24 protein-coding genes are annotated in these 26,327 nt (G+C 69.8%); 8 read left to right on the top strand and 16 right to left on the bottom strand.

The genetic code is table 11. From position 1 onward, the window contains the following. Positions 1 to 78: 78 nt before the first annotated feature. The 11 genes from ACFVW8_RS11620 to ACFVW8_RS11570 all read right to left on the bottom strand — a co-directional run bounded on the left by ACFVW8_RS11620 (position 79) and on the right by ACFVW8_RS11570 (position 11,980). The gene (locus tag ACFVW8_RS11620) at positions 79 to 429 is read right to left on the bottom strand and encodes a hypothetical protein (RefSeq protein ID WP_389688584.1); all 351 of its coding nucleotides are present in this window, start codon (positions 427 to 429) and stop codon (positions 79 to 81) included. Between the two features lie 134 nt (positions 430 to 563). Further along, positions 564 to 2,510 (bottom strand): serine/threonine-protein kinase, encoded by a 1,947-nt coding sequence (locus ACFVW8_RS11615; RefSeq protein ID WP_389688583.1) that lies wholly within the window; start codon positions 2,508 to 2,510, stop codon positions 564 to 566. Between the two features lie 90 nt (positions 2,511 to 2,600). After that, positions 2,601 to 3,257 (bottom strand): hypothetical protein, encoded by a 657-nt coding sequence (locus ACFVW8_RS11610; protein ID WP_389688581.1) that lies wholly within the window; start codon positions 3,255 to 3,257, stop codon positions 2,601 to 2,603. Between the two features lie 279 nt (positions 3,258 to 3,536). After that, complete coding sequence (locus ACFVW8_RS11605; protein WP_389688578.1) at positions 3,537 to 5,336, bottom strand: glycoside hydrolase family 2 protein; 1,800 nt, start codon at positions 5,334 to 5,336, stop codon at positions 3,537 to 3,539. A 60-nt stretch (positions 5,337 to 5,396) separates the two neighbouring features. Continuing rightward, positions 5,397 to 5,999, bottom strand: a complete 603-nt coding sequence (locus tag ACFVW8_RS11600; protein WP_389688576.1) for a hypothetical protein — start codon at positions 5,997 to 5,999, stop codon at positions 5,397 to 5,399. 6 nt (positions 6,000 to 6,005) lie between these two features. Continuing rightward, positions 6,006 to 6,842: a carbohydrate ABC transporter permease gene (locus ACFVW8_RS11595; protein WP_389688575.1), complete on the bottom strand. Its 837-nt coding sequence runs from the start codon at positions 6,840 to 6,842 to the stop codon at positions 6,006 to 6,008. Next, positions 6,839 to 7,807 carry a carbohydrate ABC transporter permease gene (locus ACFVW8_RS11590; protein WP_389688574.1) on the bottom strand — a complete coding sequence of 323 codons (969 nt, stop codon included), beginning with the start codon at positions 7,805 to 7,807 and terminating at the stop codon, positions 6,839 to 6,841. Before ACFVW8_RS11590 ends, ACFVW8_RS11595 begins: the two co-directional genes overlap by 4 nt. Further along, the gene (locus ACFVW8_RS11585) at positions 7,804 to 9,141 is read right to left on the bottom strand and encodes an ABC transporter substrate-binding protein (RefSeq protein ID WP_389688573.1); all 1,338 of its coding nucleotides are present in this window, start codon (positions 9,139 to 9,141) and stop codon (positions 7,804 to 7,806) included. The genes ACFVW8_RS11590 and ACFVW8_RS11585 overlap by 4 nt, the downstream gene beginning before the upstream one ends. 48 nt (positions 9,142 to 9,189) lie before the next feature. Next, positions 9,190 to 9,918, bottom strand: a complete 729-nt coding sequence (locus ACFVW8_RS11580; RefSeq protein WP_389688572.1) for a cupin domain-containing protein — start codon at positions 9,916 to 9,918, stop codon at positions 9,190 to 9,192. Further along, entirely contained in the window at positions 9,912 to 10,835 is a 924-nt protein-coding gene (locus ACFVW8_RS11575; protein WP_389688571.1) for a PmoA family protein, read from the bottom strand. Before ACFVW8_RS11575 ends, ACFVW8_RS11580 begins: the two co-directional genes overlap by 7 nt. Beyond that, complete coding sequence (locus ACFVW8_RS11570; RefSeq protein ID WP_389688570.1) at positions 10,832 to 11,980, bottom strand: Gfo/Idh/MocA family protein; 1,149 nt, start codon at positions 11,978 to 11,980, stop codon at positions 10,832 to 10,834. The genes ACFVW8_RS11575 and ACFVW8_RS11570 overlap by 4 nt, the downstream gene beginning before the upstream one ends. 305 nt (positions 11,981 to 12,285) lie before the next feature. Between ACFVW8_RS11570 and ACFVW8_RS11565 the strand changes: the two genes are divergently transcribed. Beyond that, entirely contained in the window at positions 12,286 to 13,329 is a 1,044-nt protein-coding gene (locus tag ACFVW8_RS11565; protein ID WP_389688569.1) for a LacI family DNA-binding transcriptional regulator, read from the top strand. A gap of 106 nt (positions 13,330 to 13,435) precedes the next feature. Here ACFVW8_RS11565 and ACFVW8_RS11560 read toward each other — a convergent pair whose 3' ends face one another. Further along, on the bottom strand, positions 13,436 to 15,472 hold the full coding sequence (locus ACFVW8_RS11560; protein ID WP_389688568.1) for a glycoside hydrolase family 97 protein: 2,037 nt from the start codon (positions 15,470 to 15,472) through the stop codon (positions 13,436 to 13,438). A 488-nt stretch (positions 15,473 to 15,960) separates the two neighbouring features. On the opposite strand from ACFVW8_RS11560, the gene ACFVW8_RS11555 reads away from it, so the two are divergent. Both ACFVW8_RS11555 and ACFVW8_RS11550 read left to right on the top strand, forming a co-directional pair. Further along, positions 15,961 to 19,143, top strand: coding sequence for a family 78 glycoside hydrolase catalytic domain (locus ACFVW8_RS11555; protein ID WP_389688567.1), 3,183 nt, complete (start codon positions 15,961 to 15,963; stop codon positions 19,141 to 19,143). A gap of 113 nt (positions 19,144 to 19,256) precedes the next feature. Beyond that, the gene (locus tag ACFVW8_RS11550; protein ID WP_389688566.1) at positions 19,257 to 19,784 is read left to right on the top strand and encodes a hypothetical protein; all 528 of its coding nucleotides are present in this window, start codon (positions 19,257 to 19,259) and stop codon (positions 19,782 to 19,784) included. Positions 19,785 to 19,878: 94 nt separating this feature from the next. On the opposite strand, the gene ACFVW8_RS11545 is transcribed toward ACFVW8_RS11550, so the two are convergent. Then, complete coding sequence (locus ACFVW8_RS11545) at positions 19,879 to 20,148, bottom strand: winged helix-turn-helix domain-containing protein (protein WP_389688565.1); 270 nt, start codon at positions 20,146 to 20,148, stop codon at positions 19,879 to 19,881. Between the two features lie 134 nt (positions 20,149 to 20,282). Beyond that, positions 20,283 to 20,411, bottom strand: a complete 129-nt coding sequence (locus ACFVW8_RS11540) for a hypothetical protein (protein WP_389688564.1) — start codon at positions 20,409 to 20,411, stop codon at positions 20,283 to 20,285. A 273-nt stretch (positions 20,412 to 20,684) separates the two neighbouring features. Here ACFVW8_RS11540 and ACFVW8_RS11535 point away from each other — a divergent pair, with 273 nt between their 5' ends. From ACFVW8_RS11535 to ACFVW8_RS11525, 3 genes are all read left to right on the top strand, one after another. Beyond that, entirely contained in the window at positions 20,685 to 21,119 is a 435-nt protein-coding gene (locus ACFVW8_RS11535) for a hypothetical protein (protein ID WP_389688563.1), read from the top strand. Between the two features lie 122 nt (positions 21,120 to 21,241). Beyond that, positions 21,242 to 21,928 (top strand): TetR/AcrR family transcriptional regulator, encoded by a 687-nt coding sequence (locus ACFVW8_RS11530; protein ID WP_389688562.1) that lies wholly within the window; start codon positions 21,242 to 21,244, stop codon positions 21,926 to 21,928. A 21-nt stretch (positions 21,929 to 21,949) separates the two neighbouring features. Continuing rightward, positions 21,950 to 22,387 carry an aldo/keto reductase gene (locus ACFVW8_RS11525; RefSeq protein WP_389688561.1) on the top strand — a complete coding sequence of 146 codons (438 nt, stop codon included), beginning with the start codon at positions 21,950 to 21,952 and terminating at the stop codon, positions 22,385 to 22,387. A gap of 182 nt (positions 22,388 to 22,569) precedes the next feature. On the opposite strand, the gene ACFVW8_RS11520 is transcribed toward ACFVW8_RS11525, so the two are convergent. Further along, entirely contained in the window at positions 22,570 to 23,169 is a 600-nt protein-coding gene (locus ACFVW8_RS11520; RefSeq protein ID WP_389688560.1) for a TetR/AcrR family transcriptional regulator, read from the bottom strand. 102 nt (positions 23,170 to 23,271) lie between these two features. On the opposite strand from ACFVW8_RS11520, the gene ACFVW8_RS11515 reads away from it, so the two are divergent. Next, positions 23,272 to 24,435, top strand: a complete 1,164-nt coding sequence (locus ACFVW8_RS11515; RefSeq protein ID WP_389688559.1) for an epoxide hydrolase family protein — start codon at positions 23,272 to 23,274, stop codon at positions 24,433 to 24,435. A gap of 216 nt (positions 24,436 to 24,651) precedes the next feature. Continuing rightward, complete coding sequence (locus ACFVW8_RS11510) at positions 24,652 to 25,743, top strand: DUF5954 family protein (protein WP_389688558.1); 1,092 nt, start codon at positions 24,652 to 24,654, stop codon at positions 25,741 to 25,743. Positions 25,744 to 25,902: 159 nt separating this feature from the next. Here ACFVW8_RS11510 and ACFVW8_RS11505 read toward each other — a convergent pair. Next, positions 25,903 to 26,327 (bottom strand): alpha/beta hydrolase (locus ACFVW8_RS11505; RefSeq protein WP_389688557.1); only part of this gene is annotated, 425 nt, incomplete at its 5' end.

Below are 26,327 nucleotides of genomic sequence, written 5' to 3'. Positions count from 1 at the left end.
GTTCGCGGCTGCGCGTGGGCGGACACGTCGGCCAGGGTCCACAGGCCCGGCAGGGTGGTTCAGCTCAGGGGCTGGGCTTCACAGCCACCGTTCGGCTGCTTCGACGCTGTCGCCGCCGCTGGTGTTGAACGCGATCGCGGCTCCTGGAGCATGCCGCCGGACCAGGTTCACGACCTGCTCGAAGAACGTCACAAGGGGCTCAGGCTTGCGTATCCCGCCGCCGATGACGACGGCGTCCCAGTCCTGCTCGGACAGTGCCGCGACCACCGCGGACTCGGCTGATTCATCCGGCGCGACCAGCGTCATGGAAGCGGCGATGCCATGTTCGCCGAAACGGGTCAGTTCCTTGTCCAGGACCGCGCGCATGGCGTCACCGTCCATGCCAGGCACCGCGTGAGGGTCGAAACCAAGAACGAGAACAGAAGGCATATCGGGCTTAACGATCAGCCCACCGTGCAGGTTCCAGCAGCTCCGAATCTGCCATCCCGATGACAGCCCCACCGGGCCCGCCCCGGTCGGCGGAGACAGCACCGGGGGAGACGGCAGCGTCGCTCCCCACCTCGTCACCCCGCCCCGACGCCCGAGGCCGCCGCAGCCGCAAGGTCCATCGCCGTTCTGCGGAGCCGATCGGCCGAACGGTCGCCGCCGACGGCCAGGTTCAACGTCTCGACGACCGGGTTGCCGTCCGGGTCGTCGTACGAACGGTGAACCAGCCGGACGAGACAGGTGTGCTCGCCCTCCGCGTCCGGCTGGACCACGGCGTCGCGACCGCCGATACGGGTGATCGTGCCGTCGGCAGCAGTCGGAGGCTGTCCCCGATCGAACCGCAACTCGACCCACATGCCGTTGGTGGTGCTCTCCCATTCGCAGTCCCAGTTCCCGAACCCGATACGTGGCCGTCTCGCGTCGATGCCGGGAACGGCCTCAAGTGCGTCGGCGTCCAGCAGGGTGCACGCGTCCTCATGCACCAGCGAGCCGGCCGATGGTGAACGCCGTTCGATCTCACCCTGGTTGAGGGCCTTGACGGCTCCGGAGGTGGCCACCTCCGCCATAGCGCAGAGCTGCGTCGTCCCCCCGTCCCGCTCCGCGACGACCTCGATGTGCACGTCGTCGTCGCCGACCGGCTGGAGCGTCCTGCCGCACGCCCCGCTTTCGGCGGGCAGATCGGCCACGCTGACCGTCCCGGTGTTCCTCTTCACGCTCGACAGCTCCGATCGGCCACCGTCGACGAAGGTGACCTTCACATCGACGGGAGCACCGGAACCGGTGTCCACCAGCACGTCGCACCGGTCGAAGTTGCCGTAGGCCGGGTCGAGTTGTGCCTCACCGAATCGCGCGAGTGCGGACGGACTGATCAGGGCGCAGGGGTCGGCCGTACGGTGATCCCCGATGGCGGACAGCATGTCCGCCGCCTGCGAAGCCGAGGAGCCCGCCTCCTTCTGCCCCTCCGGCCCGGGCCCCTTCGCAGGCAGCGCGAATTCGGCGCACACCACAGCCGCGACGACGGCGACGGCCGCAGCTCCGAGAACGAGCGGCCGGGGCCCGCGGGCCGACACCAGTGCCGCAGGGCGGCGCCACCAGCCCTGCGCGCCTCGGGTGTTGCTCCCGTCCGGATTCGTCCCCCCGCCGCCTTCCCGGGAGGGGGACGGCGGCGGATCCTGCGCACTGCGGGCAGGCGGAAGGGGCTCTTGGAGTCCCGCGATCTCCTCCAGCCGCGTGCGGACCTCGGCCGCACCGGGCCGGTTCCCCGGGCTGCGGTCCAGCATGGCCGGGAGGATGTCGCCCAGCGGCCCGATCTCGTCGGCGACCGCGTGCAGTTCGACGACGCCGCGGGCCGCCCGACGCTCCGCGACGTAGCGGTCGGTGGCGCCGGCGCCGCGGGGACGCGGTGGTTCGCCGGTCACCAGAGCGCACAGCGTGGCCGCGAGGGAGAAGATGTCCGAGGCGGGTTCCGGCTGTCCGCGGACGACTTCGGGCGACGCGAAGTCGGGCGTGTAGCTGACGGCACCGTTGAACGTGATGGTCTCCGTACCGCCGACACGGTAGGCGGCACCGAAGTCGGCCAGTTTGGCAAGCCCGTCGCCGGTGACCACGATATTGCCGGGCTTGATGTCACCGTGCACGATCCCGTCGGCGTGCAGGGCGACCAGTGCGTCCGCGAGCTGAACGCCGATGCGTGCGGCGCGTTCCGGTGCCAGCGGCGGACGGTCCTCCAGGCTGCCGCCGGACACGTACTCCATCACGAGCCAGGACGCGGCCCGCCGCCCCCGGCCGAACCGCACCGCGTCGAACAGGGTCACCACATGCGGGTGACTGAACCGGGCCAGGACACGGGCCTCCGTCCGCAGCCGGTCGAAACCGGCGCCGCTCTCGTCGCCCGTCGTCACCCGCTTCAGTACCGTGTCGCGGTCCAACTGCCGGTCACGGGCCAGCCATACCTCGCCGGTTCCGCCTCTCAGCGGGCCGTGCGTGAGCCGGTAGCGGCCACCGACCGTCCTGCCCAGGTGCACTGCGACTTCCCCTCCGCCATGATCCGGAACACCGCAGCATGCCGCGTGTGAACCGACCATACGGAGAGAGCGCGGCGACACGCGCGGTCTTCACCGGATTTCCGTGTTCCGCTCCCTGCGCCTGCGGCGGGAGTAGGACACCAGCACGGCGGCGTACACCACGACCGGTACCACAAAGATCATCCCGGGTGAGAGCAGCACCGTCATGGGCCCGTCCAGATCGTCCAGCGCCCCGCTGAGCACCAGGACGAGGAAGAGCACGACGGTGCCGACCATGGCGCCCCCCGCTGCCAGGCTCGCGACGGTCCACGCGCGCGCCCTGTCCGTCGTCCGGCGCACCTTGACCACCTTCGCCGCGACCTCAGGGAGCGCAACCCAGTCGTCCCCGCGCAGCCGCTCCCACAGCGCGCGCAGGTCGCGCACCTCGTCGTGCAGCGCGAGTTGGGCCCTGCTGTTGAGATGCGGAAGGGACGTCTGACGCCCGTGGCAGTCGTAGAGCACGGCGTACTCCGCCATGACGTTGCTGTCGCCGACCGCGGCAGGGTTGGAGTGGATCTCGATGGCCTGGATGTCGCGCCACGTCGTCCTGCGGGTACGGAACGGCACCCGCACCAGCACGTGTTCGGGCCCGGTGATCGTCGCACTCCGCCTGGCCGCAACGCGCATCAGCACATACAGCACGACCAGGAGGACCGGCAGTCCGAGGAGCACCAGCGGAGGTGCACCGTTCCTCGCGATCTGGGCCATCCCGGCGAGGATCCCGAACGTCCCCAGCGCGGGAAGCCCCAGACCACGGGCACCCGTTGTCCCCGTTCCCGCCCGATACTCCGGAAAATGTGCGTCGTCAGCCATCGGTCATCACCTGCCACCGTCATCCGACCCGGGGAATCGCCTCCCCCTTGCGGCGGCAGATTACGGCCGGTGTCCGGGGACGGGTCCCGGACCGCGTCCGGGTGCGGCCGGCCCCGGTGCAGGACCGGCCGGGAAGAGCAAGGGGCTCCCGCGCACGCCGGGTTCAGGCTGCGCTCACCTGCGGTGGGGCCGGGTGAGAATGGTGCGCAGCTCATCCATGGGGATCTTTAGCCCGCGGTCCGCTGTGAACAGGCCGTTGATCTCCTGCTCCGTGTCGGTGAACTGGGTGAAGCAGAAGCCGGCGAGTCCGGAGTCCACAGCGGCCCCCACCAGGTCGGCCAGACGCTCCGCGAACTCCTGCTTCGTGGCAACGGTGTCGTAGCCGAACCACTCGGCGCCCTCGGCCGGTTCGAAGGTGGCCCCGCCGAACTCGCTGAGCACGACAGGCTGTCCCTGGTGACGCACACCGTCCAGGAGGACCTGCTTCGGACCGGGCCACGGATCCGTGAGATCTCCTCGTCGCAGCGAGTCGTGGCCGTAGCGTTCGCGCAGCACCTCCGCGCGCTGGGTGTAGTCGTGGACGCCCCAGATGTCGGCCGCGGAGATCTCCCATCCGTCGTTGGAGACCGCGGGGCGTGACGGGTCGAGGGACTTGGTCAGGTGGTAGAGGGCATCCATGAAGTGACGCTGTGCGGGGACGAGGGCGGGGTTCGGGACGGACCAGGACTCGTTGATCGGCACCCACGCGACGATCGAGGGATGGCTGAGATCACGGGAGATCGCCTCGGTCCATTCGGCGACCACCCGCTGCACCGTGGCTGTGCCGAACGTATAGGCGGAGGGCATCTCCTCCCACAGCAGCAGACCGAGGCGGTCGGCCCAGTAGAGGAAGCGGGGGTCCTCCAGCTTCTGGTGGATGCGCAGCCCGTTGAGCCCGGCGTCCTTGGCGAGTTCGACGTCCCGGCGCAGTTCGTCGTCCGACGCGGAGAGGTGGGACCCCGGCCAGTACCCCTGCTGCAGTGCGAAGCGCAGGAAGTACGGCTTGTGGTTGAGGAGGAAGTGCCCGCTGTCCCAGCCGACTTCGCGCAGTCCGAGGTAGGACGTGACACGGTCCACCGCAGTGTGGTCCGCCGCGTCGCTCAGCTCGACTGTCGCGTCCACGAGATGCGGATGCTCCGGGCTCCAGAGCAGCTCGTCCAGCGCCTGCCCGTGGCGGAGAGCGGGCACCGCTATGTCGAACACCGTTTCCTGCCCGTCGGTCAGGACACGCTGCTCGGCGAGTACCCGATCGCCCAGAGCCAGCCGCACCCTCACATCAAGGGCTCGCCGCGGCCACTTGCCGAGGCGCAACTCGCAGCGCACCCGGGCCCCGGCGACATCGGGCGTCCAGTGCAGCGACGTCACGTGCTCGTCGGGCACCTCCTCCCACCACACCGGCTGCCAGATGCCGGAGGTGCGGTGATACCAGATGGCGTGCGGCTCCCGGCGCCAGTCCTGCTTGCCGCGGGGCTGCGTGGCGTCGAGCGGCTGGTCCTCGGCCCGGACGACGAGCACCTGCTCCCCGCCCTGCCGGACGGCGTCGGTGAGATCGCAGCTGAAGCCCGTGTGGCCGCCCTCGTGGCGGCCGACCGGATGTCCGTTCAGCCAGACCTCGGCACGGTAGTCGACCGCCGCGAAGTGCAGGAGGAGGCGCCGGTCGGCGGCCGGTGGGGTCACGTCGAGGGTGCGCCGGTACCAGTGCACGGGGTGGAAGCCGGTGTCCCCGATTCCGGAGGCCCCGGACTCGGGCGGATACGGCACTGTGATCGTCGCGGTGAAGGGCTCGGTGTTGTCCGGGTCCATCCAGCGGTCGGACCGGCCGACGTCCGCGTCGTCGTGGGCGAACTGCCACGGACCGCTGAGGTCGTGCCAGTCGGGGTCCCGGATGAGCTGCGGCCTCGGATGGCCGGCGGCGTTCAGATGGGTGTGGTGCATACGAGTTCTCCGGTGGAGCGTGCTTGGGCGGGGACGAGGAGGACCGGGGGAGGGGCCGGTTCAGCCGTCCGCGGTGGAGCGGAGCTCCACGGCGGTGGCGGCGAACGCGAGCGGCCCCGGCAGGAGGGGCAGGAGCAGCGGAATCGACCAGGCCAGCAGCGCGGCCAGCACCACGGCGGCGGCGAGCAGGAGCGTGCCGCGCGGGTCGGCGACCGAGCGGACCAGGCTCTCGCGGGCCGACCGCTGCGGGGCGTCCAGGCCCGTGGCGCGCAGCCCCACGACCGCGATGCCCAGGGTCGTGAGGGCCAGGGCGGGCGCCATCACGGCCGCCCCCGGCAGCGCGCTGCGCACCAGCGCGGCGTCGACCAGCAGGACGAGGACGAGAAGCGGTGGGACCAGACCCACGGCCAGCGTGCCCGCCGTCAGGCGGGCCCGCAGATGGCGGACGTACACACCGGCTCCGGCCGGAGCGCCATGGCCGGCGGTGTCCCGGAGGGTCGCGGACGCGGCGGTGAACGCGGCCGGAATCGTGATGACCGGCAGACAGGCGACGCCCGTGAGGAGGCCGATGAACAGCATGTCGGCGAAGAGGGTGAAGCGGGACCCGAAGATCTCGCCGGGCTCCCGGCGGTCGCTCGGAGGCAGTGCGGGTGCGTGTGCCATGGCGCCTCAGCCCTTCAGTCCGGAGGTGGCCATGCCCTGCACCAGGTAGCGCTGGAACACGAAGAAGAACAGCACGATCGGCAGTACGGATATCACCGACATGGCGAACATGGGTCCGTAGGCGGAGGTGCTGGACTGGTCGACGAAGCTGCGCAGGGCCAGCGTGATCGTGAACTTGTCGGGCGAGAACAGATAGATCATCTGCGTGAAGAAGTCGTTCCACGTCCAGATGAACGTGAAGATGGCCGTGGTGATCAGCGCCGGCCGGGTCAGCGGCAGGGTGATGGCCCAGTACGTGCGGAACGGTCCGCAGCCGTCGATGCGGGCCGACTCCTCCAGCTCACGTGGCAGTCCGCGCATGAACTGCACCATGAGGAAGACGAAGAACGCATCGGTGGCGAGGAACTTGGGCAGCACCAGAGGCCAGTAACTGTCCACCATGCCGAGCTGGTTGAAGATGATGTACTGCGGGATCAGCACCACGTGGTGCGGCAGCATCAGCGTGGCCACCATGAAGGCGAACATCACCTTGCTCATGCGAAAGCGCAGCCGGGCGAACGCGTAGGCGGCCAGCGAGCAGGAGATGACGTTGCCGAGGACGGCGCCCACGGCGATCAGCAGCGTATTGCTGAGGAGCCGGGTCACGGAGACGTCGGACACGCCGTCCATGGCGGTCGTGAAGTTCGACCACTCCAGATGGCTGGGCCACAGATCGAGGCTGGTGACCACCTCGTCGGCGGGCTTGAGTGACGTGGCGAGCAGCCATGCCAGGGGGTACAGCAGGACGAGCAGGCCCACGACGGCGATCGTGTGCGGCAGCCACCGCTTGTTGGTGAGGTTCATCGCCCCTCCTCGTCCGCGTAGAAGACCCAGGACCGGGATGTTTTGAACAGGATCAGGGTGACGATGCCGATGGTGATCAGCAGCAGCCAGGCCATGGCCGCCGCGTAGCCCATGTGGGAGGCGGTGAAGCCGCGTTCGTAGAGGTACAGCGTGTAGAACATCGTCGAGTCGGCGGGGCCGCCGTTGCCGCCGCTGATGGCGAAGGCCGGGGTGAACACCTGGAAGGACTGGATCATCTCCAGCACCAGGTTGAAGAAGACGACCGGGGACAGCATCGGCACGGTGACGGAGACGAACTGCCGCCACTTGCCCGCGCCGTCCAGCGCCGCCGCTTCGTAGAGGTCGGGCGAGATCTGCTGCAGCCCCGCGAGGAAGATCACCATGGGGGCGCCGAACTGCCACACAGTGAGCAGTACGACCACGAGCCAGGCCAGATCGGGATTGCCGACCCAGCCGCCGACGTCGATCCCGACGGCGCTCAGCGCATGGGAGACGGAACCCCCGTCGTTGAACAGTGCGCGCCACACCAGCGCGATCGACATGCTCGCCCCGAGCAGGGAAGGCGCGTAGAAGGCGGAGCGGTAGAAGGCGCGGCCACGGCCGAGGTTCTTCAGCAGCATCGCCGCCCCGAGCGCGAGCAGCAGCTTGAGTGGCACGGCCACCACCACGTACTTCAGCGTCGTGCCGACCGAGCGCCAGAACCGGGGGTCCTCGGTGAACATGTCGGTGTAGTTGCGCAGCCCCACCCACTTCGGCGGGTCGAACAGGTTGTAGTCCGTGAACGACAGGTACAGCGACACACCCATCGGCACCAGGGTCAGCACGGCGGCGCCGAGCATCCAGGGCGTCAGGAAGACGTAGGCGGGCCACTGCTGTTCCCGGCGGGAGCGCCGTCGCCGGGCCGGCTTCTCCGGTTCTGTCGTGCGGTCGGCGCGCGCGGGCGCCCTGGTCGACACTGTGCTCATGACCGCAGCTCCCTGTTGGCCTCGTCGATGAGTTCGCGCGCCGCCTGCCGGGGAGAGGCCAGGTCGTACATCACGCGCTGGTATGCCCGGTTGAAAGCGGTCTGGATCGCGACATCGCCCCGCGGTGGTGCGGTCGGCGGGGCGTCCAGGCCGTACTTCTCCAACCGCTGCGCGTATGCGTAGATCTCCCGCTCCGGCCCCTTGAGGGTCTTGCCGACGCGGGTGGCGAGCGTCCGGTTGGGGGGTGTGGACCGGGTGAAGCCCAGGGCGTCACCGGCCCGCGGGTCGTTGAGGAGGAAGTCGACCAGTTCGGTCGCCTCCTTGGGGTGTTTGCTGTTAGCCCCGACGCCGACGAGCATGGAGGGCTTGAAGTACGCGCCCTGCTTCCCGCCGGTCGTGGGGACCGGCGCGAAGTGGACCTGGTCACCGAGCAGCGCCGGGTACCCGGGGAACGGTGCGTCCCAGGTGAAGTCGGCCGCGGCGAGCCCGCGGCCCATGGGGCTGGTCTCGGTGGTGGTGGCCTGCGACGTGTCCTTGGCCTGCGCGGTGGAGCCCTTGTCGCGCAGCTTGTCGCAGAAGGTCCAGAACTCCGTGAGGTCGTCCTCGGTGAAGCCGAGCTTCGTCTGGCTGGCGTAGAGCTGCCCGCCCCGGCTGCGCAGCCAGTCCTCGAAGATGTCCTCGTTGACACCGTTGTCGTTGGCGCCCGCCACGTCGCGTCCGTCGGGCGCCTGCAGGTCCAGGGCGGCGACCTTCTCGTTGGCCTGCGCCCAGTCCTCCCAGGTCCAGCTGGGTTTGGGCGTGGGAATGCCCGCCTTCTTGTAGACGGCGGAGTCGTAGGCGTATCCGGTGACGCCGCGGCCCATGGGCATTGCGTACTGCTTGCCCTCGTAGGTGCCGGTGCGCAGGAACTCCTTGTCCATCTCGGCTGTGCGGATCGCCTTGTTCTTGACGTCGCCGTCCAGCGGCCGGAGCGCGCCGCCGCCGGCGTACTGGGAGACCTGCCGGTAGTCGAGCTGGGCCACGTCCGGGATGCCACCGCCCGCGGCCTGGGTGGCCAGCTTCTGCATGTACGAGCCGAAGTCCGAGTTCGACGTGCGGACGGTGACGCCGGGGTGCTCCTTCTCGAAGAGCTGTACGGCTTCCTTGGTGCGCTGGGCGCGGTCGTCGTTGCCCCACCAGGAGAAGGTGAGGGTGACGCCGGAGGACGCTGTGTCGCTCCCGGCCGAACAGGCGGAGAGCGACGCCGTCAGGGCGGTGCTGAGACCGACGGCGGCTGCGGCCAGGACGGCCCGGCGGCCTGGGCGCAGCCGCCGGCCACTTCGGGGCACGGGCATGAGGGCCTTCCAGGGATGAGACGTGGATGGGGCGGTGGTCCGGGGCTGTCAGATGCCCGGGTAGACGTCCAGCCGGCCGCACATTCCGAAGCGGCCGCGTGCGGTGGGCCCGGTCGCTGTCACCCGGGCACCCGACAGATGTCCTTGGTCCTTGCCGCGCAGCGCGTCGAGCTGTGAGCGGGTCGCCTCCGAGGCGGCGTGGGCACCGTCGCGCCAGCGCCGCTCCCAGTCGTCAAGCCGCGGCCGCACCAGCTCGGCTGCGGCTTGCTGGAACGCCGCCAGCGGCTCCGGATCGCCGCTCTCGAAGGCCTCACGGAGCTCCAGGAAGCGCGCGGTCGCCAGGTCGCGGCGGGCGCGCGCGATCCGCACCTGTTCGGCCTCGGGGTCGTCGGAGGGGATGCGGACCGCCTCGGCGTACGTGTCCCCGTCGACGAGGCGGTCGGGCGGCAGGGTGAGCACAGCGTCGCCTGCTTCGGGCAGGCCGCTGTTCTGCATCACGACGGTGATTTCGAGACCGCTGTCGTTGACCAGGCGGTGAATCGTGCCGGGCGTGAACCAGGCCACCGTGCCCGGCTCCAGGGGCGTCTCCCGGTACTCCGAGGCGGTGAGTGTCTGCACCGCGCCCCGGCCGGCCGTCACCACGTACCCCTCGCTGCAGGTGAGGTGCAGATGCGGTGTGCCGCCGCCGGGCAGGCCCTCGATGGTCGGCCAGTCGTACACGGTCAGGCGGGACACGCCGACCGCACCCGGAAAACCGCCGTAGGCCGCGCTCACCACGAGAGCCCCTCCAGGTGCGAGGCGACCTGCTCGCGGTCCCAGGCGCCGTCGGCGACGAGGACGCGGTAGCTCCGGGCGAGCGTCTCGCCGGGCGGGAGGACCAGCTCGTCGTGGAACGCCCAGGACGGCGCGACCGCGGCGAACGGGTCGCTGCGCACGAACCAGTGCGCCGGGTGCGTCCCCTTCTCGCCCGCGTGGTCGTTGGCCGGCGCGTGTTCGAAGACGACCGTGGCATGGCCGTCCCGCCCGTCGTGCTCGCCGACGTATGCCAGCCAGGGAGCCTGGCTGCCCATCAGGTCTCCCTCGGTCGCCCCGGCGGTGAAGACGCGGCCGTCGCGGAAGGCGCGCGGGCCGCGCCAGAAGAGCCCGGTGTATCCGGCCGCAGGACGGCCGTGAGTGGTGGGGCTCCCGAAACGCAGGGGCTCCGCACGCCGGTTGGTGACCGCCGACGTCCACGTGAAGGTCCAGCTGCCGCTGTGCGGGTCGACGTCGCGCACCTCGATGCGGCGCTCCTCCTCGGCCCACAGCTCGCCGTCGTGCGGGTGCCAGGTCAGCCGCTCCGCGATGACCGCACGGTCCTCCGAGGCGGCGACGTCCTCGAAGGCCACATGGGCCATCGAGCCGACCTTCTCCGGCAGCGGGAGGTATCCCTCGCCGTGCACATAGGTGTTGCCGCCCCACAGGTTCTGCCCCGACAGGTGGGAAGCCGTCAGCTGCAGTCCCTTGTGCCAACGGTGGTCGTTGGGGCGGTAGTCGGTGACCAGCCCGCCGGACAGCGTCCGGATCGGGTGCAGGTAGGGCTTGGGCGCCTCCCACGGGGCTTCGGGGCGGTACACGTAGGAGAACAGTTCGGTTCCGGTCGCCTCGTGGGCCACGGTGATCCGGTCACCGTGGGCGTGGGTCAGCGAGAGCGTCATGCGTGGTCCTCTTCCTTGCGGGTGTCGGCCGGCGCCCAGCCCGGGGCGCCGCCGTGCAGTTCGGTGTAGTACGGGTCGCCGGGACCGATGTCGCCCGCGCGCACGGTCGTGTCGGTGAACGCGGACTTGTACAGGGCGGTGATGAACTCGAGCGTGCGCCGGGCGCCCGCGCCGCTGGTGGCGTGACGCCGGCCGTTCTTGATGTCGTCGACCAGGACGCGCAGCTGGGCCAGATGCGAGCTCGGCTCGTCGGCACCGAAGTCCCGCCAGGCCGCCACGGTCTCGTCGGGGACGCCGGGCGCCGGGGTGATGTGCCAGTCCGCGTTGCGGTAGCCGTACAGGTGGGTCAGTTCGATGGTGGCCAGTTCGCAGTCGATGCGGATGCGGCTCACCTCGTCCGGGCTCAGCACGCTGTTGACGAGGGTGGCGACGGCCCCGCCGGTGAAGCGGACCTGTGCGGTGGACACGTCCTCGGTCTCCACGTCGTGCACGAGCCGGGCAGCCATCCCGCGCATCTCGTCCCACGGGCCCATCAGATCCAGCAGCAGGTCGGTCTGGTGGATGCCGTGCCCCATCGCGGGGCCCCCGCCCTCGGTCGCCCAGCGGCCCCGCCACGGCACGGCGTAGTAGGCGCGGTCCCGGTACCAGGTCGTCTGGCAGTGGGCCACGAGCGGCCGGCCGAACGCGCCGCTGTGCAGCAGATCGCGTACGTGCCGTGCGCCGGAGCCGAAGCGGTGCTGGAAGACGATCGAGGCGTACGGGTCCGAGTCGCCGCCCTTCTCCGCGGCCTCCATGGCATCGAAGTCCGCCAGCGACGGGCACGGCGGCTTCTCGCACCACACCCAGGCGCCGGCCCTGAGCGCCGCCACGGTCTGTTCCCGGTGCAGCGCGGGCGGCGTGCACAGCACCACCAGGTCCGGCCGGACCTCGGCGAGCATCGCGTCGAGATCCGTGGATGTGTACGCGAATCCCGCCTCGTCGGCGAGAGCGCGCGCCGCGGCCGGGTCGACGTCGACCGCCGCCACGAGCTCCACCTCGCCCTCGGAGGCGAGCGTCATCAGCGCGGGGAGGTGGCTGCCACGCGCGATACCTCCCGTGCCGACCACGGCTGCGCGCAGCGGGGCGTGCGAATGGTGCGAAGACATGCGAACCCTCTCGAATGACAGACGGGCGGACCAGCTGCGGGCGGCGCGAACGTGTGGTGGCGCCTTCCGTGTGGGCCCTGGGTACGCCGCTCTTCCATGGGCGCGAGTGGGCCCGGCCCACGGGCGTGCGGCGGCCGGCCACCCTTTCGTGGCTTGACCGATTCTGATTGGTTCCAACGTTGTAACCGCCGTGTATCTCTGAGGTCAACCCCCTGTCGGAGAGGACTTTTCGGCAGGCCCGGGTGCTGACAGGCATGGTGCGGCCATGCATAATCGAGGAAAACAACGGTTATGGGGGCCCATCGGTGGCGGCAGTGACACTCAAGGACGTAGCGGAACGCGCAGGAGTGTCGATCAAGACCGTGTCCAACGTTGTACGTGGCGCCCCACGGGTGTCCGAGAGCACGCGGACACGCGTGATGCAGGCCGTGACCGAACTCGGCTACCGGCCGAACCCGTCGGCGCGCCGGCTGCGGACCGGCCGCAGCGGCCTCATAGCCCTCGCCGTCCCGGATCTCGCCACGCCCTACTTCGCCGAGCTCGCGCACCACGTGGGGGCGGAGGCCTCGGCCCACGGCTTCACCGTCCTCATCGAGGAGACGCTGGGGGATGCCAGGGAGGAACTGCGCCTGGCCACCGGCGTGCACGCGTCGCTGCTGGACGGCGTGATCCTCTCGCCCCTGCATGCGTCACCGGCCGACCTCGCGCCTGTGGCGGACGAGTTCCCGCTGGTCCTGCTCGGCGAGCGCAGCTACGAACACGAGCGGGTCGTGGCCGACCACGTCCTCATCGACAACGTCGCCGCGGCGCGTGACGTCGCCGCGCACCTGGCCGGCCTGGGCCGTACCCGGATCGGCGCCATCGGTGTGGACCAGCCGCAGTCGGCGACCAGCCGTCAGCGGCTGGAGGGCTTCCAGCAGGCGCTGCACGAAGCCGGACTGACGTACGACCCCCGCCTCGCCGCGCGGGTCAAGGAATTCGACCGCCGCAACGGACTGCTGGCGATGCGCAGTCTTCTCGCCCTGCCGGCCGGGGAACGGCCCGACGCGGTCTTCTGCTTCAGCGACATGCTGGCCGTCGGCGCTCAGCACGCCCTGCACGAAGCGGGATTGAGCGTTCCCGGTGATATCGCCCTGGCGGGCGTGGACGGTTCCGAGGAGGCGCTCTACAGCACCCCCTCTCTCACCTCCGTCGTCCCCGACAAGGCCGCCATCGCTTCCCTGGCCGTGAAGTGCCTGGCGGCTCGCATCCGTTCGGATGAGAAGGTGCCGTTCGAGGTGTACATGGCTCCGCACTGGCTGGAGGTGCGGGAGTCCACCGACGGTGTGCGACGGCGGCTGTCCCGGTGAGCTGAGCACAGCACTGCGGCGTGGCGCCTCGGAGCGAAGCACCACGCCGCAGCAGGGCCGGAACTGCCGCTCACGGCGGAGACGCCCGGCCCTCGGAGCGCAACGGTCAGGAGCGCGCGGGGCGGAAGCGGATCGCGGTACCCCCACCGGCGATGAGCTCCAGCTTCAGCAGGGTGGACGCACGCACTGTCTCGGTCCGGACGTCGATCGGCAGCGGGTTGTCGTGCCAGCTGGTCTCCGCGGCGTCACTGTAGATCTCGGCCGTGTACCGGCCCCGTCCCAGGAAGTGCAGCGGCAGCCTCAGCGTCCGGTCGTTCTCGTCGGTGATGGCACCGAGATACCAGATGTGCCCCTTGCGGCGGGCCGCCACCGTGTAGTCGCCGATCACGCAGTCCAGGAAGCGCGTCTCGTCCCAACTGGCGGGCATGTCCTTGAGATAGGCGAATCCGGGGTGGGAGTGGTAGTTCTCCGGAGTGTCGGCCAGCATCTGCAGCGGGCTGAAGAACACCGAGTACAGCGCGAGCTGTGCGGCCGAGGTCGTCTGCACGCGGGTGCCGAGGTCCGCCGGGTCCCACGTCACGTTGAGCACGCCCGGGGTGTAGTCCGCCGGCCCGCCCATGAACCTGGTGAACGGGAGGATGGTGGCCTGCTCGGGCGGATTGCCGAGCGGGCCCTTGTAGTTCTGCTGCTCCATGCCGGCGACGCCCTCGCCGGTCATCATGTTCGGGAAGGTGCGCCCCAGCCCGGTCGGCTTGATGGCCTCGTGCGCGACGATCATGATCCGGTGGCGGGCCGCCGTCTCGACGACACGCTGGTAGTGACGCACCGCCTCCTGGTCGAAGTGGCTGCGGTTCACCCCGCCCAGCTCGAACTTGGTGGCGTAGCCGGTCTTGACGGTGTGGATGCCCAGTTCGGCGTACCGTGCGAAGATCGTTTCCAGATGCTCTTCGTAGTAGTCGACGAAGCCGCGGGTCTCGTTGTGCGCGGTGAACCCGACGCCGTTGGCCCGTGCGTAGCGCAGCACCTCGGCCAGGTCGAAGTCGGCCTGCGGGGTGAGGAAGTCCTGGCCGGTCCAGTTTCCGCCGGCGTTGGTGTTCCAGCCCTCGGCGAGTACGGAACTCGCGCCCGCCTCCCGGGCAAGGTCGATGTAGCGCTTGACCCGCTCCGTCGTGGCGCCGTGACGCGGCCCCTCGGTCCAGGTCGTGTCCCGGCGCTGCAGCTCCCACCAGACGCCCACGTACGTACCGGGTGAGATCCACGAGGTGTCCGCGAGCGCGCACGGCTCGTTGAGGTTCTCGATCAGATGCGATTCGGCGAGATCGCCGGCCCGGGCGCCGATGACCAGCGTGCGCCACGGGGTGGAGAATTCGCCCTGCAGGTGGGCTTTCGCACCGTCGGGCAGGCTGATCAGTTCGCTGGTGAGGGTGCCGGGCAGGTCGTCGGCGGCGGCCAGGGTCATGCTGGGGTAGTCGATCAGTGCCGCCTCGTGCACCACGATGTGCACACCGCCCCGGGTGGCCAGCGTCAGCGGGGTCTGCGCGGTCTTCACCTCCGCCAGCGAGGCCCGCCGGTAGTGCCGCTCGTCGGCGTTCCAGTCGGTGCCCGCCTCCAGCGACCAGCTCGTGGCGCTCGGCGGCAGGGAGAACTCCGTCCGCTCCGCGGTCACGGTGTAGCTGTCGAGCCCGGCCTGGGCCGGCAGGCGGTAGCGGAAGCCGACGCCGTCGTCGAAGACCCGGACGATCAGGTCGAGCCGCAGCCCGGTCGCCGGCTGCACGGTGCGCAGTACGCCTTCCCGTGCGTGGTTGCGGACGACTGCGTCGGGCCCCCACACCGGCCGCCATCTCTCGTCCACGGCCCTGCGCCGCACTGATTCCAGCACCAGCCCGCCGGTGAGCGAGGGCCGGTCGGCCAGGTCGAGCCCGAGTCCGGAGGAGGGCACCAGGACCTTGCCGTGCCGCACGATCTCATAGCGCAGCCGGCCGTCCGTCACCCCCACGGTCATCCGGAGCCGGCCGTTCGGCGAGGCGATCGTTACGTGGTCGGGCGGCGCGGTGGACGCGGTGGCGGGTGCCGCGAACGCTCCGGCGAGTACCGCGCCGGCGGTGGCACCGAGGACGGCACGTCGGTTGGGGACAATGGCCATGCCACGCTCCATCACAGGTTGTCGACTGCAGCTGAACCGGGCGCCGCCGTGACTCCGGAGTCGTGCTCCGGAGCCGGCCGGGCGTGGGGCGAACCGTGGGCTGCCCGGGTCGGGTGTACGCCGACAGGGCTGCGCGCGGTGCAGCGGCCGGGTACACGGCGACGTCAGGCACACGGCCCCTTTCGTGGAGTCAGGCAGGGAGAAGCCCGACGCGCGAACTCCCGCACGGGGTACCGTTGCTGACTGATTCCAACGTTGTAACAAGTGCTTCTGTCAACGTCAACCCTGCGGCGGGCAGAAGTGATTCGGGGATGCCGGGGTTCGAAGGCGGCCGAGATCTGTCGATGAGGGCACGGGTGAGGAGCCCACTTGCTAAAACGATTCAACCTGCGGCCCGCTTCCTTTGTCCTACCTGTTGACCAGATTTCTGGGCAGCGTCTAACCTCCGAGCCATCCATGTGAAACCTTTCATTTTCCCGAGGCGGCCCATGTCCAGTCACCTGTCGCGCCGAACCGTCCTGCAGCTGGGGGCTGCCGCGTCCGCCTCTGTCGTGCTTGCCGGGCCCCAGGCGTTCGCCGCCGCACAGAGCCACAGCTCGCACCCCGCGCCCACCGGCCTGCTGACGGACCTGCTGCCGCAGGGACTGGGTACCGCCGCCGGGCAGCGGCCCCGGTTCAGCTGGCAGGTCCCCGACCTCGGCCCCGGCACCCGACAGCGTGCCTACCAGCTGGAGGTCGCCACCACCCCGGCCGGTTTCGGGAAGCGCCAACTGGTCTGGAGCAGCGGCAGGGTGGCAGCTGCCGGGTCCACCGCCGTGGCCTACGGCGGTCCGCCGCTCAAACCCCGCACCGCCTACTGGTGGCGGGTCAGCAGCTGGGCGGACAAGCGGTCGTCGTGGTCGAAGCCGGTGCTGATGGCTACCGCGGTGGAGGACCAGTGGGAGGCCGAGCCCATCTGGGCCCCTGCCGGGCCCACCATGACCGACGGCACCTTCACCACCCGGCTGAAGATCACCGCGGTGGCCGCCGGTCTCTGGTTCCGGGCCACCGACGCCGCCAACAACTACCTGTGGCAGCTGCGGGCGGACGCCACCGCGGGAGTGCTGCGCAAGCACGTGTGCGTGGACGGTACGTACAGCGTCCTCGGCGAGGTGACCCTGCCCATCCCGGTCGCCACCGATGAGTGGGTGGACCTCTCCGTCACCATGACCGGCTCCACCTTCACCACCAGCGTCAACGGCACCGTCGTCGACACCACCACCCACACCCGCTACGCCTCGGGCAACATCGGCCTGCGCAACGGCCGGACCGAGTCACAGACGTACGACAGCCTCCGCTTCACCGCGGCCGACGGCACCGTGCTGGTCCAGGACGACTTCACCTCGGACGCGGGCACGCTCTCCGCGGGCACCGTCGCCGACGGCGTTCTCACCTTCCCCGCCGATGCCTCCTCGCTCTCCTCCTACGGCGCCGACGACACCTGGGCCCTGCTGCGGCACGAGTACCGCCTGGCGCCCGGCAAGAAGGTGGCCGCCGCGGTGCTGCACGTCGCCGCCACCTCCGCCACCCCGGCCCGCCAGTACGTGGCCAAGGTATGGAGCAACGGCAGCCTGGCCGGGTACGCCTCCGTACGCTCCGGGTCCGGGGTCGCCTACCAGTCCTTCGACATCACCGACACCCTGCGCGCCGGCCGGGCCAACGCCCTGGCCGCGCTGTGCCACACGACGTCGGAGCAGAAGTTCCTGGCCCAGCTGGAGATCACCTACACCGACGGCAGCCGGGCCACCATCGGCTCGGGTGACGACTGGAAGGCCCGCGGCCAGGACGGTCTGCTCCCGCCCGGGGGCAGCGCCGGCAGCGGCTTCTTCGCTGTGCCCCAGGAGAACTGGGATCTGCGCAACGAGCCCGTCGGCTGGACCGAGCCCGGATTCGACGACGCGGCATGGGCCGCCCCCGCGTCCCGCCCGGACATCGACGGCCTGGTCCCGGCGCTCATCGAGCCCGTACGGCTGCACGATGTCACCCCGGCCTCGGTGACCGAGGTGGCCGACGGCCGCTGGCTGGTGGACCTCGGCCGGGAGATCGCCGGCGGTCTGGCCCTGGAGGTCGCCGGGAGCGCGGGCGACACCGTGGAGGTGCGCCTCGGCGAAGAGCTCAACGCCGACGGGACCGTGAAGTACCAGCTGCGGGCCACCAACGTCTACCGCGAGCAGTGGACCCTGCGCGACGGCGTCCAGCGCTTCGAGCACTGGGGTTACCGCGGCTTCCGCTGGGCCGAGCTGCGCACCTCTGCCGACCTGTCCCGGGCGACCGTCAAGGGCCGTGCCTGGAAGCTCGACTGGGACGTATCCGACTCCTCCTTCCGCAGTTCGGACCCCGATCTCGACCGGGTCTGGGACCTGTGCCGCTACTCGATCGAGGCCACCCGCGGAGACCTCTATCAGGACACGCCGACGCGCGAGCGCGGACCCTACGAGGGCGACGCGCTGATCAACCAGCTCTCCGAGTACGGCGTGCAGCGTTCGTTCGCGCTCGCACGGTGGTCCAACGACTACCTGGTCCGCCAGGGCACCTGGCCCACCGAGTACCGGCTGATGTGTGCGATCTCCGCCTGGGAGGACTACCTCGCCACCGGCGACGACCGGCAGCTCGCCAAGGACTACGCCCTGCTCTCCGCCAAGAACCTCACTTCGTATCTGGGTGCCGACGGTCTGGTCCACAAGTCGCCCGGAAACAGCAGCGAGGACCTCGGCGACCTGGTCGACTGGCCCGTCACAAGCCGCGACGGCTATGTCTTCACCAGTGTCAACACCGTAGTCAACGCCTTCCAGTACGCAGCTTTCGACGCCCTCGCCAAATGCGCCGCCGCCCTCGGCAGGAGCGGTGAGGAAAAGCTGATGAAAGAGCGGGCCGACACTCTCGCCGCCGCCATGCGCGACACCCTGCTCGACACCTCGGCGGGCCGGTTCTGCGACGGTGCGGGCACCACTCACAGCGCCCAGCACGCCACCGCCTTCCCGGTCGCCCTCGGAGTCGCCGCCCCCCTCGACGGCGAGGTGCAGGCCCGGATCGGCGACACGCTCGCCGCGGGCGGCATGAAGATGAGCGTGTACGGCGCGCAGTTCCTGCTCGACGCGTTGTTCCGGCTCGGCCGCGCCGACGCAGCGCTTACGCTGCTCACCTCCAGGGCCACCAACTCCTGGCTGCACATGATCGACGATCTGAAGGCCACCATCGTCGGCGAGGCGTGGGACCCCTCGCTGAAGTCGAACATGACCTTCTCCCACGCCTGGGCCTCCGCCCCCGCCAACGCCGTGGCCCGGCATGTGCTGGGCGTCCAGGTCACCGAGGCGGGCGCGGCCGGGTTCCGGGTCCGGCCCAGGACCGGGAAGCTGACCGAGGTCGACGGAACGGTCCCGTCGCTGCGCGGCCCGGTCTCGGTCTCCCTGCGCCGTTCCGCGAGGAAGCACTCCCTCAAGGTAACCGTGCCGCCCAACGCGCGGGCGGTGGTGGAGCTGGAAATCGGCGACGCCGACCCGGCGGCGTACCGGGTGGCCGGCGCAGCGGCGGGCGGGGGTGCCCGGGTGACGTCGTTCGACGACCTGACCGGAACGGTCCTGAGGGTGGGCCCGGTCGGCTCGGGCACCACGGTGATCGCGCTGCGCGATTAGGCGATGGGGGCTCGGGCCGTGCCGCGCCCGCCGGTTGGCCGGGCCCCGCACGCGCGCCACGGTTGAGTACGCGTACTCATGCCGGGCCGCGCGCGCGAAGCGACAGTGATGCGATGACCCGTCGCACCGGCACGGCCGCAGTCGCGGTGCTCTGCGTCCTCACTCTGACCAGCTGTGGGAAGGACGCGGACGACCTCTTCTCCAATCTCAACGGCACCAGGTCGTCCGACGCCTCCGACGGCGAAACCCCTGACAGCGGTGCCACCGGCCCGAACGCGCCACCCTTCTACGGCGACAACAGCCGGGCACGACGCCCGGACCGCCCGGACCCTGCGGACGAGGAGCGGGCCCGGCGGAAGGCCGAGGAAGTCAGGCACGCCCTCGAGGACCTGCGGCGGCAACACCGGACCCGGCCCGGCCAGGTCCGGGAGGCTCTTGAGCCACTGGCCGCCGCCGCTCACCTGGAGGTGACGGAACGGCCCACCCCAGGGAACGGAAACCCCGCTGAGGGCAGCATGTACGGGATCTGGATCGGCAGGACCGCGTGCGTCACCGGTGCCGTCACCCCGGATCGGATCTGGTCGGACGTCGGCGGCCACGCCCCGGAGACGGGCTGTCTGCCCCCGGCGCCGACCGGCTGAGGCCCCCGGGCGCCGATCGGGCCCCAGCAGTTGAACAGGCCGGGGCCGTGGCACGCCATGTCATAGCGCCCGACGCCGAACGTCTGCTGACTGCTCAGTCGGGCAGGCCAGGTGGACCGATGATCCGATGGCCCACGCCGGGTGTGGTGACGGTGACCGGCGGATCGCCGAGTCTGCGGCGAAGGCGGCCGATGGTCACTGTCACAGTGCTGGTGAACGGGTCGGCGTGCTCGTCCCAGACCTGCTCGAGAAGGTCCTCCGTGCTGAGGAAGGCGGGGCTCGCGTTCAGGAGGGCTTCGAGAAGCGCGAACTCCTTGACGGAGAGGTCGAGGTGGCGGCCGTCTCGGTCGGCGGTGCGGCGCACCGGATCGAGACCGATCCCCGCCGTGCGCAGAATGCGGGACCGGGCCGCGCGGCGGCGGCGGGCCAGGGCGCGGATGCGCAGGACGAGTTCGGGAAAGTGGAAGGGCCTGGCGAGGTAGTCGTCGGCGCCCAGGGTCAGGCCGCTGACAGGTCGCCGGGTGAGCCGGCGGCGGTCAGCATCAGGACCATCACCTGGCCGTCCCTCGCGGTGATCATCCGGCAGAGGGTGTCGCCGTGGATGCCTGGCAGGTCGCGGTCGAGCAACCGCACTCACCCCACACCCACCGGCCACACGACAGTGTGGGCCGCGGCCGCGATGCTGGTCGGCGGCCTGCTGTTGCAGAGACGCGACGCGTAGCCGAATCCGGCCGTCCCGCGGAAGCGGAGGCGGCGGGCGCCAGCAGACATTTCAGCGCAACGGCAAACGAGAACAGTGTTCTTGACTTTGCCCGGACGGCGAGGCATTGTCTCCCTTGACGGAGAACAGTGTTCTCTTTTCTTGGCTCCCTCGGTTCCCTCACGCAAAGGATGTCCGTCATGACCACGGCAACTATCACGGTCCGCAGTACCCCGCCCCGGCGCTGGGACCGCATCGGCCGTGGCTTGATGGCCCTCAACTCCGTAGTCACCATCGCGGTGTTCATCAACGGGCTCTTCCTGATGGCGGACGCAAGCGACGACCGCGTGATGGTGGAGGGGTGGCGAACCTTCGGATACCTCGTATTCAGCGCGATGTGGGCGATGCTCGCCTACCGGCCACGTCAGGTTCCGGCGATCTGGGAAATGGTGATCTTCCACAAGGTCGCGGCTGCGGTGCTCGCCTTCACTATCCTGGACACCACCGAGGGCATGCAGTCCTCGATCATCGACTCCACCATCGCGGCGCTCACGATCTTCGCGTACATCGTCTGCCGCGGGTGGGAATCGTGGCGGGTCATCAAGCGTGACGGTGCCCCGACGAACGCGCTGTGAGCTCTCGTCTCCGTGGAGGCGGCCGGAAGGACCCGCCGGCCCGGCGCTGCGGCTCCGCCGCCGCTTCTGAGCAGGGGCGACTGTTGGTTCAAGAGGGCCACACCGTTAACTAGGGTGGATGCATGGTCACTCCACGGCAAGCAGCACGCGAGCAGATGATGCGTGACATCGTGCGTGTGGGACGCGAACACCTGGCGACGGTACTTCCGGCCGACCTGTCCCTACGGGCAGTGGCCCGGGACATCGGAGTCGTCCCGTCGGCGCTCTACCGCTATGTCCGCGACCGCGAAGCGCTCATCACCCTGCTGATCGTCGACGCGTACAACGAACTCGCCGACGAAGTCGATGCGGCTCTCGCGGCGGCGTCGAGCCTGTCGTACCGCAAGCGGCTCGAGGTGGCAGCACTCGCGGCGCGCGCCTGGGCCGTTCGTGAACCGTCCAGGTTCGCCATGCTCTACGGCACTCCGGTGCCCGGCTACGCGGCTCCCGGCGACCAGACCGTGGGGCCCGGCACACGATTTGCTCTCGCTCTCGCCGGACTGGTCGATGACGCTTGGCGAGCGGGCGAATTGAGAACGGTGGAGGCGGCGCTCAACCCGACTGTCCGCGCGGACATGGAGCGGTTGCGGGGAGTCTTCGGTTTCGAGATGCCGGTGGGCAACGTCTCCCGGGCCTACGGTTTGTGGTCCGCGGTCATCGGCGCCATTCTGTTCGAAACCTTCGGCCAGTACACGGCGGATACGCTGAGCGATCCCGAGGAGTTCCTCCGTGCCCACACCGACGGACTCGCCGACACCGTAGGCCTCTGACCGGGCCAGGGGTGTTGCGGGGTGCCCTTCTCCGGTGGCTGGCTCTCCGGCCGCTATCGCAAGAACGTCATCGAGGGCCCGGCCTCCGCGGCGCGCCCCCGGGCCCGCTTCGATATGAGTGCCCTCGGCAACCAGCGCAAGCTCGGCGCAGTCGAACAACTCGCCGTCCTGCCGGAGAAGGCCGGCCTCACGCTCATCGAGCCGGCCGTCGCCTTCGTCGTCAACCACCCCGGCTTCACCTCTGCGATCATCGGGCCCCGCACCATGGAGCAGCTGGAGGCGTTCCTGCCGGCCGCCGATGTCACGCTGCCGGCCGACGTGCTCGACGCCGTCGACGAGGTCGTCACCCCCGGGGTCACGGTCAACCCGGTCGACAACAGCTATGGAGACTTCGAGTTGCGGGCTGACCAGCGGCGGCGCCGACGTGACCACGGGGAAGGACTCACATCGCGCGATTGACGACGGTGACACGCTCACAGGTACGTAGGGGCGTTACGTGGGTGGCAGCCTTCCGTCACAGCGGGTCCCCGCACTGCTTCCGAAGATCGTGTGGCAGGTAGTCACTGGCAGCCGGTGCGAGGTGTGATGGCGATGTCGTGTCCGGAGCGGGACGATATGCGGCTCCGCGCGAGTGCTGCGGGTCAGGGCTGGTCGCCCACGAGAGCGATCGCACGCGTCTCGGGTACTCCCAGCATCAACAGGCTCGTGATCGTCGCTGCTCGGGCGCCGAGGGGCCCGTTCGGCAGGTCGCTGTCAGCGATGGCGAACACGACGCCGTAGGCAACCTGGCTCAGAATTCCTGGCGGCAGGTGCTGTGCGAACACCTCGCTGTCCTGGCCCCGTTTCACGAGGTCGGCGAGGAGCTCATCGAGTGGCCCGAGCAGGCCGTGGATCGCCTCGCCGTACTCGCCACGGCGCAGCGCCAACAGCACTCGGTACCGATGTGCCACGGGCCAGACGCGGGCGATGAATTCGACCCACGTCGCGTCCGCTTCCGCGTCGGAGGCGTTGACTTCGGCGAGCACGGCCGTCATCTCGGTGACGGCCCGTTGCGTGAGTGTCCTAACCAGGTCGAGGCGCGAGGGGAAATGGCCATAGACCGTGCGGCGGACGACGCCGGCAGCGGAGGCGACGTCGCCCATCCCGGCGTCGGGGTTCTCTCCCAGCACGTCGAGGGCGACATCGAGGATGCGATCGCGTGTCTCGTTCATCGAGCGCACGCGTGCGGATTCGGTGGGCACGCCACCATTATTGCACACCGGTGTGCAATGAAGTAGGTTGCACATGGGTGTGCAACGAAGGGTTGCGCTGTTTTTCGAAGCCCAGGAGAAGTGGAGAAGGCAATGACTGCACCGACGTTGGCGACCTCGGCCTTTGTCCGCCCGTTCACCGTCTCGATCTCAGATTCGGAGATCGACGACGTGAAGCGGCGACTGGCCAGAACTCGATGGCCGGATCCGGAAACGGTGGGCGACTGGTCGCAAGGGGTTCGCGTGGAGAACGCCAGATCTCTGGTCGACTACTGGGAGCGCGGCTACGACTGGCGGCGCTTCGAGTCCGAGCTCAATCGCTTTCCCCAATTCCTGACCGAGATTGATGGGCTGGACACCCACTTCATCCACGTCAGGTCCAAGAACCCCCACGCGATGCCGCTGATACTCACGCACGGCTGGCCGGGCTCGATCGTCGATTTCCTGAAGCTGATCGGCCCGCTGACCGATCCGGTTTCGTTCGGAGGAGACGCCGCTGATTCATTCGACGTCGTCGTCCCGTCGCTCCCCGGGTTCGGGTTCTCCCAGAAGCCCACGGAGACCGGGTGGACCGTATCGCGCATCGCAAGCGCGTGGGCAGAGCTGATGAAGCGTCTCGGCTACACGAGATGGGCCGCGCAAGGCGGCGATTGGGGTGCCGTCGTCACCACGGCCCTCGGGGCCATGCAACCTGAAGGGCTTCTCGGAATTCACCTGAACACCCAATACGCCTTTCCTGCACAGATCCCCGACACCCTGTCACCCGAACAGCGCTACGCCGTGGAGACCCTCGCCCTCTACACCGGCGATCTCGGTGGGTCGAACCACCTTCACGGCACGAAGCCGGAGACGGTCGGATTCGCCCTGGCGGACTCTCCCGCTGGTCAGGCAGCCTGGATCTACGAGAAGTTCCAGTCCAAGACCGACAACCACGGGCTCGCCGAGGACGCCCTCAGCATGGACGACATGCTGGACGCGATATCCCTCTACTGGTTCACCAACAGTGCAGCGTCGTCCAGCCGCATCTACTGGGAGAACAAATCCGCGACTCTCGCCGGCCCGAAGCTGACGCTTCCGGTCGCGGTGACCGTCTTCCCGAGGGACATCCCACGCCTGCCACGAAGCTGGATCGAAGACGCGTACAGCAATCTCATCCACTACGGCGAGGCCGACCGGGGTGGGCACTTCGCGGCCTTGGAACAGCCCGGGATCCTGGTCAGCGAAATCCGCACCGGCCTTCGCACCCTTCGTTCCTGACGCCAGCGCGCGAGCTCAGGAGCGCACGCGTATCGACGTCGTGCGGGCTGCTCACCGTTGATCTGCGAGGTCGGCTGCCGCGCGGCTGCGTTCGCGGCGTTCGTGCTGGCGGCGGCCGAGCTCGGCCCGAGCTCTGTGGATGGTGAGGACAGCACTGTCGGTGGATGATTCGGCGAAACCCGGGGTGCCGGTGCGCAGTTGCGCCAGGATGGTGGCATGAATGACGAGGGCACGCGGCCGGCTGAGCGGCCGGTGGTGGTGAGAGTCCCGGTGGAACCCGTCGAAGCGGCGATGGAGGCCGATGCCCGCGACGCGATGGTGCGGCATGGCGGCTTGGCCGTCCGGGGCCCGTTGTTCGGGGTTGCCTTGCAGGGCAACGAGGCCGGGCGGCGCTGGCGGGTGGCCATCGCAGTTACTCACAGCTGTCCGCAGCAGGCTCGCGACGCGTTGAATTCACTTCTCTGGTTCCGGGCGAAGGACGAGGCCAAGGACAGGCCGGAGCGGCGTGCGCTGCTCGCGGCCGTTGCACGATTGGAGACCGAGTGCGTGGACGAGCTCACGGTGCTCGGTACTCGCTACCGGGTGGTGAGGGCTGAGGAGTACACCGGCATGGACACACATGGAGACATCGAGATGCCACGGCCCACCGACCCCGAGCCGCACACCCTCGACTGGAGCCCCGGCCCCGGCGCCCAGGGCCCAAGGGTCGATGCGGACCTGATTCTGGATCCGGACGCACCCCTGTCCCCTGTCCAGGCGGCCGAGAGGCTGTCCCTGCGCTCCCTGGCCTACACGGGAACCAGGTTCCCCGACCCTGTGCTGCGTGACTCCGCGCGTGCTGTGGAGAGCCATCCCGACGTTCTGCTCATGCCGTCCGCATTCCAGATCGTGGAGCGATCCGGTAACGGGGCCTGGACGTCGGGCAGCAGTCTGCACGCCACCCCACACGGCGCACGCCGAACCCTGCATTTCTCCCTGACCTGGTTGGAGCCCCGCCAGCGCGGTCTGATCCCCCTCGACGCCCCGGTGGACGTCAACGCGCACACCACCGTCGTCGAGGCCACCGGCCCCGCGCTCGCGGAACTGGCGGTGTATGCCGAGGCCGCGGACCAACTCCGCGCAGGCCGGCTCAACCAGATCGAGGTCGACGGCACCGTCTCCCGGATCGTCCGCACCCGCCGCCTGCTGCGCTGGGGACCGGACGGACCTGAGGGCCCCCGCCCCTCCGACATCAACTCCCACGGACCCGAGGCCCTTCACCCACGCCTCGACGAGGACGGCACCGTCCATTTCGAAGCGTCCGCATAGGAGGAGGCCCGCTTGCTCACCGTGCGGCCGCTCTGCCCCGACCACCACAGTGGCACCCACTCGAAGGCGTTCTCGGACCGGGCGGTGTGGTGGCTCACGCGCGGGGTGCCTGCGAGCGAACCGGTGTGCTGACGGCCGCCCGGCGGATCCGTACGGGCCTCAGGACATGCTGCCCCGGCACACCGTCCCCGAGGCCGGGGTACGGCCCGTGGTGAGGTACTGGTCGACCGTCTCCGTGACGCAGCGGTTCTGCGGGTATGTGCCGTGGCCCTCCTCCTCGGCCGTCAGGAGCACGCCGACACCGTCGCCCAGGGCGCGGGCCATGTGGCGGGCGCCGGGGTACGGGGTGATCGGGTCGCCGGTGCCGCCGACCACCAGGACAGGGGTCGCGCCGTCGGCGTTCACCCGGGGCGTGGCGCGCTCGCCGTCGAACGGCCAGTTGTAACAGAGGTAGACGCCGGTGGACCAGGCCGCGCCGAAGACGGGTGAGGCGGCTTGGACGCGGGCCGCGTCCTTGTCGAGGCGCTCGAAGCCGGGGCGCAGGCTGGAGTCGGCGCAGGTGATCGCGGTCCGGGCGGCGACGC

Source organism: Streptomyces sp. NPDC058221 (assembly GCF_042882365.1).
Lineage (GTDB): Bacteria > Actinomycetota > Actinomycetes > Streptomycetales > Streptomycetaceae > Streptomyces.
Note: the sequence above shows the minus strand (reverse complement) of the source record. Positions and strands in the feature narration are given on the sequence as shown.

Excerpts from the sequence above, each read along its gene's own strand:
- ACFVW8_RS11620 (WP_389688584.1), bottom strand. The coding sequence starts at position 429 with ATGCCTTCTGTTCTCGTTCTTGGTTTCGACCCTCACGCGGTGCCTGGC.
- ACFVW8_RS11610 (WP_389688581.1), bottom strand. The coding sequence starts at position 3,257 with ATGGCCCAGATCGCGAGGAACGGTGCACCTCCGCTGGTGCTCCTCGGA.
- ACFVW8_RS11605 (WP_389688578.1), bottom strand. The coding sequence starts at position 5,336 with ATGCACCACACCCATCTGAACGCCGCCGGCCATCCGAGGCCGCAGCTC.
- ACFVW8_RS11600 (WP_389688576.1), bottom strand. The coding sequence starts at position 5,999 with ATGGCACACGCACCCGCACTGCCTCCGAGCGACCGCCGGGAGCCCGGC.
- ACFVW8_RS11595 (WP_389688575.1), bottom strand. The coding sequence starts at position 6,842 with ATGAACCTCACCAACAAGCGGTGGCTGCCGCACACGATCGCCGTCGTG.
- ACFVW8_RS11590 (WP_389688574.1), bottom strand. The coding sequence starts at position 7,807 with ATGAGCACAGTGTCGACCAGGGCGCCCGCGCGCGCCGACCGCACGACA.
- ACFVW8_RS11585 (WP_389688573.1), bottom strand. The coding sequence starts at position 9,141 with ATGCCCGTGCCCCGAAGTGGCCGGCGGCTGCGCCCAGGCCGCCGGGCC.
- ACFVW8_RS11575 (WP_389688571.1), bottom strand. The coding sequence starts at position 10,835 with ATGACGCTCTCGCTGACCCACGCCCACGGTGACCGGATCACCGTGGCC.
- ACFVW8_RS11570 (WP_389688570.1), bottom strand. The coding sequence starts at position 11,980 with ATGTCTTCGCACCATTCGCACGCCCCGCTGCGCGCAGCCGTGGTCGGC.
- ACFVW8_RS11560 (WP_389688568.1), bottom strand. The coding sequence starts at position 15,472 with ATGGCCATTGTCCCCAACCGACGTGCCGTCCTCGGTGCCACCGCCGGC.
- ACFVW8_RS11555 (WP_389688567.1), top strand. The coding sequence starts at position 15,961 with ATGTCCAGTCACCTGTCGCGCCGAACCGTCCTGCAGCTGGGGGCTGCC.
- ACFVW8_RS11550 (WP_389688566.1), top strand. The coding sequence starts at position 19,257 with ATGACCCGTCGCACCGGCACGGCCGCAGTCGCGGTGCTCTGCGTCCTC.
- ACFVW8_RS11535 (WP_389688563.1), top strand. The coding sequence starts at position 20,685 with ATGACCACGGCAACTATCACGGTCCGCAGTACCCCGCCCCGGCGCTGG.
- ACFVW8_RS11530 (WP_389688562.1), top strand. The coding sequence starts at position 21,242 with ATGGTCACTCCACGGCAAGCAGCACGCGAGCAGATGATGCGTGACATC.
- ACFVW8_RS11515 (WP_389688559.1), top strand. The coding sequence starts at position 23,272 with ATGACTGCACCGACGTTGGCGACCTCGGCCTTTGTCCGCCCGTTCACC.
- ACFVW8_RS11510 (WP_389688558.1), top strand. The coding sequence starts at position 24,652 with ATGAATGACGAGGGCACGCGGCCGGCTGAGCGGCCGGTGGTGGTGAGA.